The following is a 4622-nucleotide window of genomic DNA, read 5'->3' as shown; positions in this document are numbered from 1 at the left end:
CCTGTCTCATACACAAACTGCCTGTACTTGCGGACAATCTCCTTGCGGTCAAACTCATTCCATTCCTTCATCCCAAAGTCTATGGACAGCAGGCCATTATTAAAGTATAATTAATCTGTTCCTTATGTTGCGAGTTTGTTTAGCTTCGGGATGGTCCGGCTGTTTGACGGCATGATGCCGGTAGAAGTGCCTGTCCCGCAAATATGCTTTACCGCCCAGGCCTTCTCAATCAGCCCTCCCGGTTCCTTATACTTCACGCCCATCCAGCGCGATCAGGTTGCGCTCAGCCTTGCTGAAAACCATCCCCAACTCGTGCACGGTCATCCCGTGGCGACCCTTGTACTTCTCGCTGTAGCCCCTGGACCAGATCTGCTCCAGGGCCGGATTGCCTATGATTTCCGGGGTCTGGACCAGCTTGATCTCCATAACAAAGATCCTGTTCTCCAGGATCACTGTCAGATCGGCCTGGCCCTTGTTGGTCACGTCTTGAACAGGCTGACCTTGGAAAAATTGCTCACCCCGGTCATGAAGATGCACTGGATGTGCCCGTCCTGGGGTTTGAGCGCGGAATACAGATCCTGCAATTGTTCGCGCATCTCCAGGGCCGTCTCCGGATGCTCCAGATTGTCCAGAATGGGCTTGTCGTACTCGTCGATGAGCACCACGGCCCGCCTGCCGGTTTGTTCGTGGGCCAGGCGGATCAGTTCGGCAAAGCGGCCGGAATTGCTCTCAAACTGTAATTCTACGCCGAGACGCTGCTGATTAACGATCAAGAGCTCGTCGATTTTTTCCTGAAGCGGGTCCATGCCGCGCAGCCGGCCTTCTCCAAAATCAAGCTTGATCACCGGGTGAACTGCGCTCCAGTCCCATTTGTCGTGGATGTACAGTCCTTGAAACAGCTTTTCGTTGCCCTCGAACAGTTCCTTGAGCGTGTCCAGGAAAAAGCTCTTTCCGAAGCGCCGGGGACGGGAGAGAAAGTAGCGGCCCTGTTTGAGGACCAGACGATGGACGTGTTCGGTCTTGTCCACATAGACGTAACCGCCTGTGCGGATGGAGGAGAAGGTATTTATGCCCACCGGCAGGTGCAACATGACTGAGGCTCCTTTGATAACTCCAGTTAAGGAATAGGCGGCCAGGGAAAATGAGAGGAGTTTGTGAAAAACTGTTTAGTTGAGAACTTTGTTTACCAGTTGATCAAACTCTTCCACTGAGTTGACTCGGTATGTTTTCTTGAAGAGCGTATTTAGCATATCTAAGGATTGAATGGATTTAATCTTTTCAGATAATGATTTACCAACCACATCAAATCTTTCAGTTAAACTTTCAATGATATGTTTTTGAGTATTCTCAATTTTTGCTTTTTGTTCCCAGTAAGGTTTTCTTGTCCGCTCCACTCTTTCTGCTATTTCTCTTGCGGCTACACCTATCATTTCATCACCCCCTGCAAAACGTTTGGTATAGTCGAGTAACTTTTTTTTCTGGAATTGCACCAAAAGCAAGACGTATCTAACTATAATGAACAGATATTCAGTCAGCTTATCGTTATCAGGAAATTTCTCCAAAAGATCATAAATTTCATGGATTTTGGTACCCAGCTCAGGATAGTTTTACTACCACATCTGAGTAAAATTCTTTGAATTCCTCAGACAGATAACCTTCCATATCAATCTCAATAACTGTCAGGTCCAGGTGCTTTTTGATTTCTTCAGGGATGAAGTCTCGGACAAACTCTTCTCGGCTGAAGAAACTCATAAAGCAGGCATCATGTGGAGAAGTAGTTGTTTTGGCCATATGTAAACCTTACTTGATTGAATATTGATTTGCAATATGTATTCTCTTGTGCTCGAGAAGGTGATGCTCCCTTTCACCCGGGCGACCCGGGACCGAACGTGAGAGTAACTTATACCCCTCGTTCCCAGGGTCCAGTCTGGGGACGTTTTTCTCTTGCGGCTCCAGTCGCTTCTTCAAAATGTGGCTGGAGCTTCAAAAAAAGAGGTATTCCCAGACTGGATTCTTGAAACAAGAAAATACCTGGATTCCGGCTTTCGCCGGAATGACGATAAAGAGCAAGCACTTGCCAGAATATAAAAATGTGGCTGTAGCCGCAAATTATAGATATCCCCAGGCTGGAGCCTGGGAACAAGCGCAAACACCATAACTGGACGCCAAGGCTGTCCATGAATACAGCTACGCCCTCAAAGGCTCTGCAGCCACTGTTGGAGCTAAAGACCTGGCTGCAGTGCTGCAGGAAATTGAGGTTGCCGGAAAATCCGGAGAACTGGCCGGGCTGGAACGCCTGCTGCCCCAGGCGGAGCAGGAACTTGAGAGGCTGAGGTCGGTGGTGGACGGAGGTGAAAGATAATTCTGTGTCTGTCTTTTCAGTCTGGCATATTGTCTGTGGCTAATAATTCTTTACTCGGAATGAGCCTGATACCGTGAGATATTAGACAGTTACTCGCAGGTTTGGGCCAGGCCCCCCGGGTGGGACGCTTATAACCAAGAGCGAAGAACCAGGAACTTTGAACTCTCAATCACTACGGTAGGATTGAGATGGTTGACAACCGTATGGTTGATCGGTACGGAAACCCCATTGAAGAGAACTCGTGAGGTGTGAAAGATATGAATAAAGAACGAATGAAATTGCCGCTGGGGATCAGCGACTTTTTGAAATTGCGCGAGGCGGGCGCAAACTACTTATATGTGGATAAGACGGCTCAGTTGGCGGGGTTGCTCGGGGCGGGAAACTACCTTTTCCTTGCCCGGCCTCGCCGGTTCGGGAAGTCGCTGCTGTGTTCGACCATGCGCTGCCTCTACGAGGGACGGCGGGAACTGTTCGCAGGGCTGGCGATCGAGCCGGAGTGGGATTGGGGCAAAACAAACCCGGTGGTGCATCTGAGCTTGACGGCGATGGGGTCGCAGACCGTGGATCTGTTTGTTGCCGACATACTCGCCGCTTTGCAGTCACGCGCCGAAGCCGAATCCATTTCATTGCGGGGCGTAACGCCTGCATCGCAGTTCCTGGCGCTGGTTGAAGGGTTATACGAAAAGACCGGTCGTCGGGTTGTGGTGATTGTGGACGAATACGAAAAGCCGGTGCATGATCATCTGGGCGATCCGGCGTTGGCAAAGCAGATGCGCGATGTCCTGGCTTCGTTCTACGGCGCGCTTAAGGGCTGTGACGGGGCGCTGGAAAAGGTGTTTATCACGGGGATCGGCCGGATGGTGAAAACGAGCATTTTTTCGGAGTTGAACCAGATGATTGATCTCACGCTGGCGCCGGAAGCTGCGGAAATCTGCGGGTATACGGAAGATGAGCTATATGCGGGCTTTGCGCCGTATATTGATAGTCTGGCCGAGCGCAATGGGCTAACCGAAGCGGGCGCCTGGCAGACGTTGCGGGATCGCTACAACGGGTATTGGTGGGGTCATGGCGAGAAGGTATACAATCCCTGGGCGATCCTGAACTGTTTTCGCGAGTGCCAATTCGGCAACTACTGGTGGGCGAGCGGGACGCCGGGTATACTGGTTGCGATGGTGGAAGCGATGAGGCGTCCGGACGGGGATCTCGATGGGGTGGAGGCCGGCGATTTGTCGTTGCTGTTTGACATCACGCGTCCCAAAGCGATCCCCTTGTTCTGGCAGTCGGGGTATTTGACGATCAAGGAAGCGAGCTTTCCGTCCTTCATATTGGGGTTCCCCAATGCAGAGGTGCGCGAGGCGTGGTACGGGATGATGCTGGATCGGTTTATGACCGAGCCGGGGGAGATGAGCGGGCAGACCGCTGCAGCGGTCATGCTGGTGGCCTTGCGAACAGGCGATACGCACCGCTTCGAGAGGGCCTTGAAGTCGCTGTTTGCCGCGATTCCGGGGGAGCTGCATGTTCCGCGCGAGGCGTATTACCATTCGGTATTCTTTGCGGCGCTCTCCGCGGTCGGGGCGGAGATCATTCCCGAAAGCCGCAGCGACAAGGGGCGCCTGGACGCGGTATTGAAAACCGATGCGGCTATTTATGTGATCGAGTTCAAGCTGGGCCGGGCGGAGGATGCCCTGGCACAGATCGAGGCCAAACGCTATTACGAACCCTGGCTGGCGGACGGTCGTCCGATTGTGTTGCTCGGGGCCGGCGGCTTCATGGAGAAAGAGGTGAAGTGCCTGTGGAAGCGGGTGGATGAAGGGCCGGGTGGCTTATGGGGTCGGACCTAATCAAGTTATTGAACTAATGCGGGCTGTGCCCACAACCCAATAAAAATAAGGAAAAGCTGGAAGGATCAATCGTGGTAAATCCATAAAAAAAGGCCGCCTACTTCAGTTAATCAATAGGCGGCCAGGGAAAAAGAGAGGAGTTTGTGAAAAACTGTTTAGTTGAGAACTTTGTTTACCAGTTGATCAAACTCTTCCACTGAGTTGACACGGTGTGTTTTTTTGAAAAGCATATTAAGGATGTCTAAGGATTGAATGGATTTAATTTTTTCAGATAATGATATTCCAACCACATCAAATTTTTCAGTTAGATTTTCAATGATATGGTTTTGAGTATTCTCAATTTTTGCTTTTTGTTCCCAGTAAGGTTTTCTTGTCCGCTCCACTCTTTCTGCTATTTCTCTTGCGGCTACACCTATCAT

The 4622-nt window shown here is 51.0% G+C and carries 6 protein-coding genes and 1 pseudogene; 2 read left to right on the top strand and 5 right to left on the bottom strand.

What is annotated here, in order from left to right:
• Positions 1–246 precede the first annotated feature (246 nt).
• The 4 genes from LZ23_RS11530 to LZ23_RS25050 form a co-directional block, all read right to left on the bottom strand.
• Positions 247–426 carry a PD-(D/E)XK nuclease domain-containing protein gene (locus LZ23_RS11530; protein ID WP_232300477.1) on the bottom strand — a complete coding sequence of 60 codons (180 nt, stop codon included), beginning with the start codon at positions 424–426 and terminating at the stop codon, positions 247–249.
• Positions 427–479: 53 nt separating this feature from the next.
• Entirely contained in the window at positions 480–1091 is a 612-nt protein-coding gene (locus LZ23_RS11525) for an AAA family ATPase (RefSeq protein WP_052507335.1), read from the bottom strand.
• Between the two features lie 75 nt (positions 1092–1166).
• Complete coding sequence (locus LZ23_RS25055; protein ID WP_232300476.1) at positions 1167–1430, bottom strand: hypothetical protein; 264 nt, start codon at positions 1428–1430, stop codon at positions 1167–1169.
• Positions 1431–1596: 166 nt separating this feature from the next.
• Entirely contained in the window at positions 1597–1791 is a 195-nt protein-coding gene (locus LZ23_RS25050) for an Rpn family recombination-promoting nuclease/putative transposase (RefSeq protein WP_045214320.1), read from the bottom strand.
• A gap of 367 nt (positions 1792–2158) precedes the next feature.
• Between LZ23_RS25050 and LZ23_RS25345 the strand changes: the two genes are divergently transcribed.
• On the top strand, positions 2159–2362 hold the full coding sequence (locus LZ23_RS25345) for an Hpt domain-containing protein (RefSeq protein WP_084591029.1): 204 nt from the start codon (positions 2159–2161) through the stop codon (positions 2360–2362).
• 257 nt (positions 2363–2619) lie between these two features.
• The gene (locus tag LZ23_RS11505; protein ID WP_052507334.1) at positions 2620–4203 is read left to right on the top strand and encodes an ATP-binding protein; all 1584 of its coding nucleotides are present in this window, start codon (positions 2620–2622) and stop codon (positions 4201–4203) included.
• A 155-nt stretch (positions 4204–4358) separates the two neighbouring features.
• Here LZ23_RS11505 and LZ23_RS24650 read toward each other — a convergent pair.
• A pseudogene (locus tag LZ23_RS24650) lies at positions 4359–4622 on the bottom strand (Rpn family recombination-promoting nuclease/putative transposase); the annotation flags it as partial.

This window comes from Desulfonatronovibrio magnus, from assembly GCF_000934755.1.
Taxonomy (GTDB): domain Bacteria; phylum Desulfobacterota; class Desulfovibrionia; order Desulfovibrionales; family Desulfonatronovibrionaceae; genus Desulfonatronovibrio; species Desulfonatronovibrio magnus.
Note: the sequence above shows the minus strand (reverse complement) of the source record. Positions and strands in the feature narration are given on the sequence as shown.

What these genes read in the sequence shown, in the direction of transcription:
- LZ23_RS11530 (WP_232300477.1), bottom strand. Translation starts at nt 426, where the DNA reads ATGGAGATCAAGCTGGTCCAGACCCCGGAAATCATAGGCAATCCGGCC.
- LZ23_RS11525 (WP_052507335.1), bottom strand. Translation starts at nt 1,091, where the DNA reads ATGTTGCACCTGCCGGTGGGCATAAATACCTTCTCCTCCATCCGCACA.
- LZ23_RS25055 (WP_232300476.1), bottom strand. Translation starts at nt 1,430, where the DNA reads ATGATAGGTGTAGCCGCAAGAGAAATAGCAGAAAGAGTGGAGCGGACA.
- LZ23_RS25050 (WP_045214320.1), bottom strand. Translation starts at nt 1,791, where the DNA reads ATGGCCAAAACAACTACTTCTCCACATGATGCCTGCTTTATGAGTTTC.
- LZ23_RS11505 (WP_052507334.1), top strand. Translation starts at nt 2,620, where the DNA reads ATGAATAAAGAACGAATGAAATTGCCGCTGGGGATCAGCGACTTTTTG.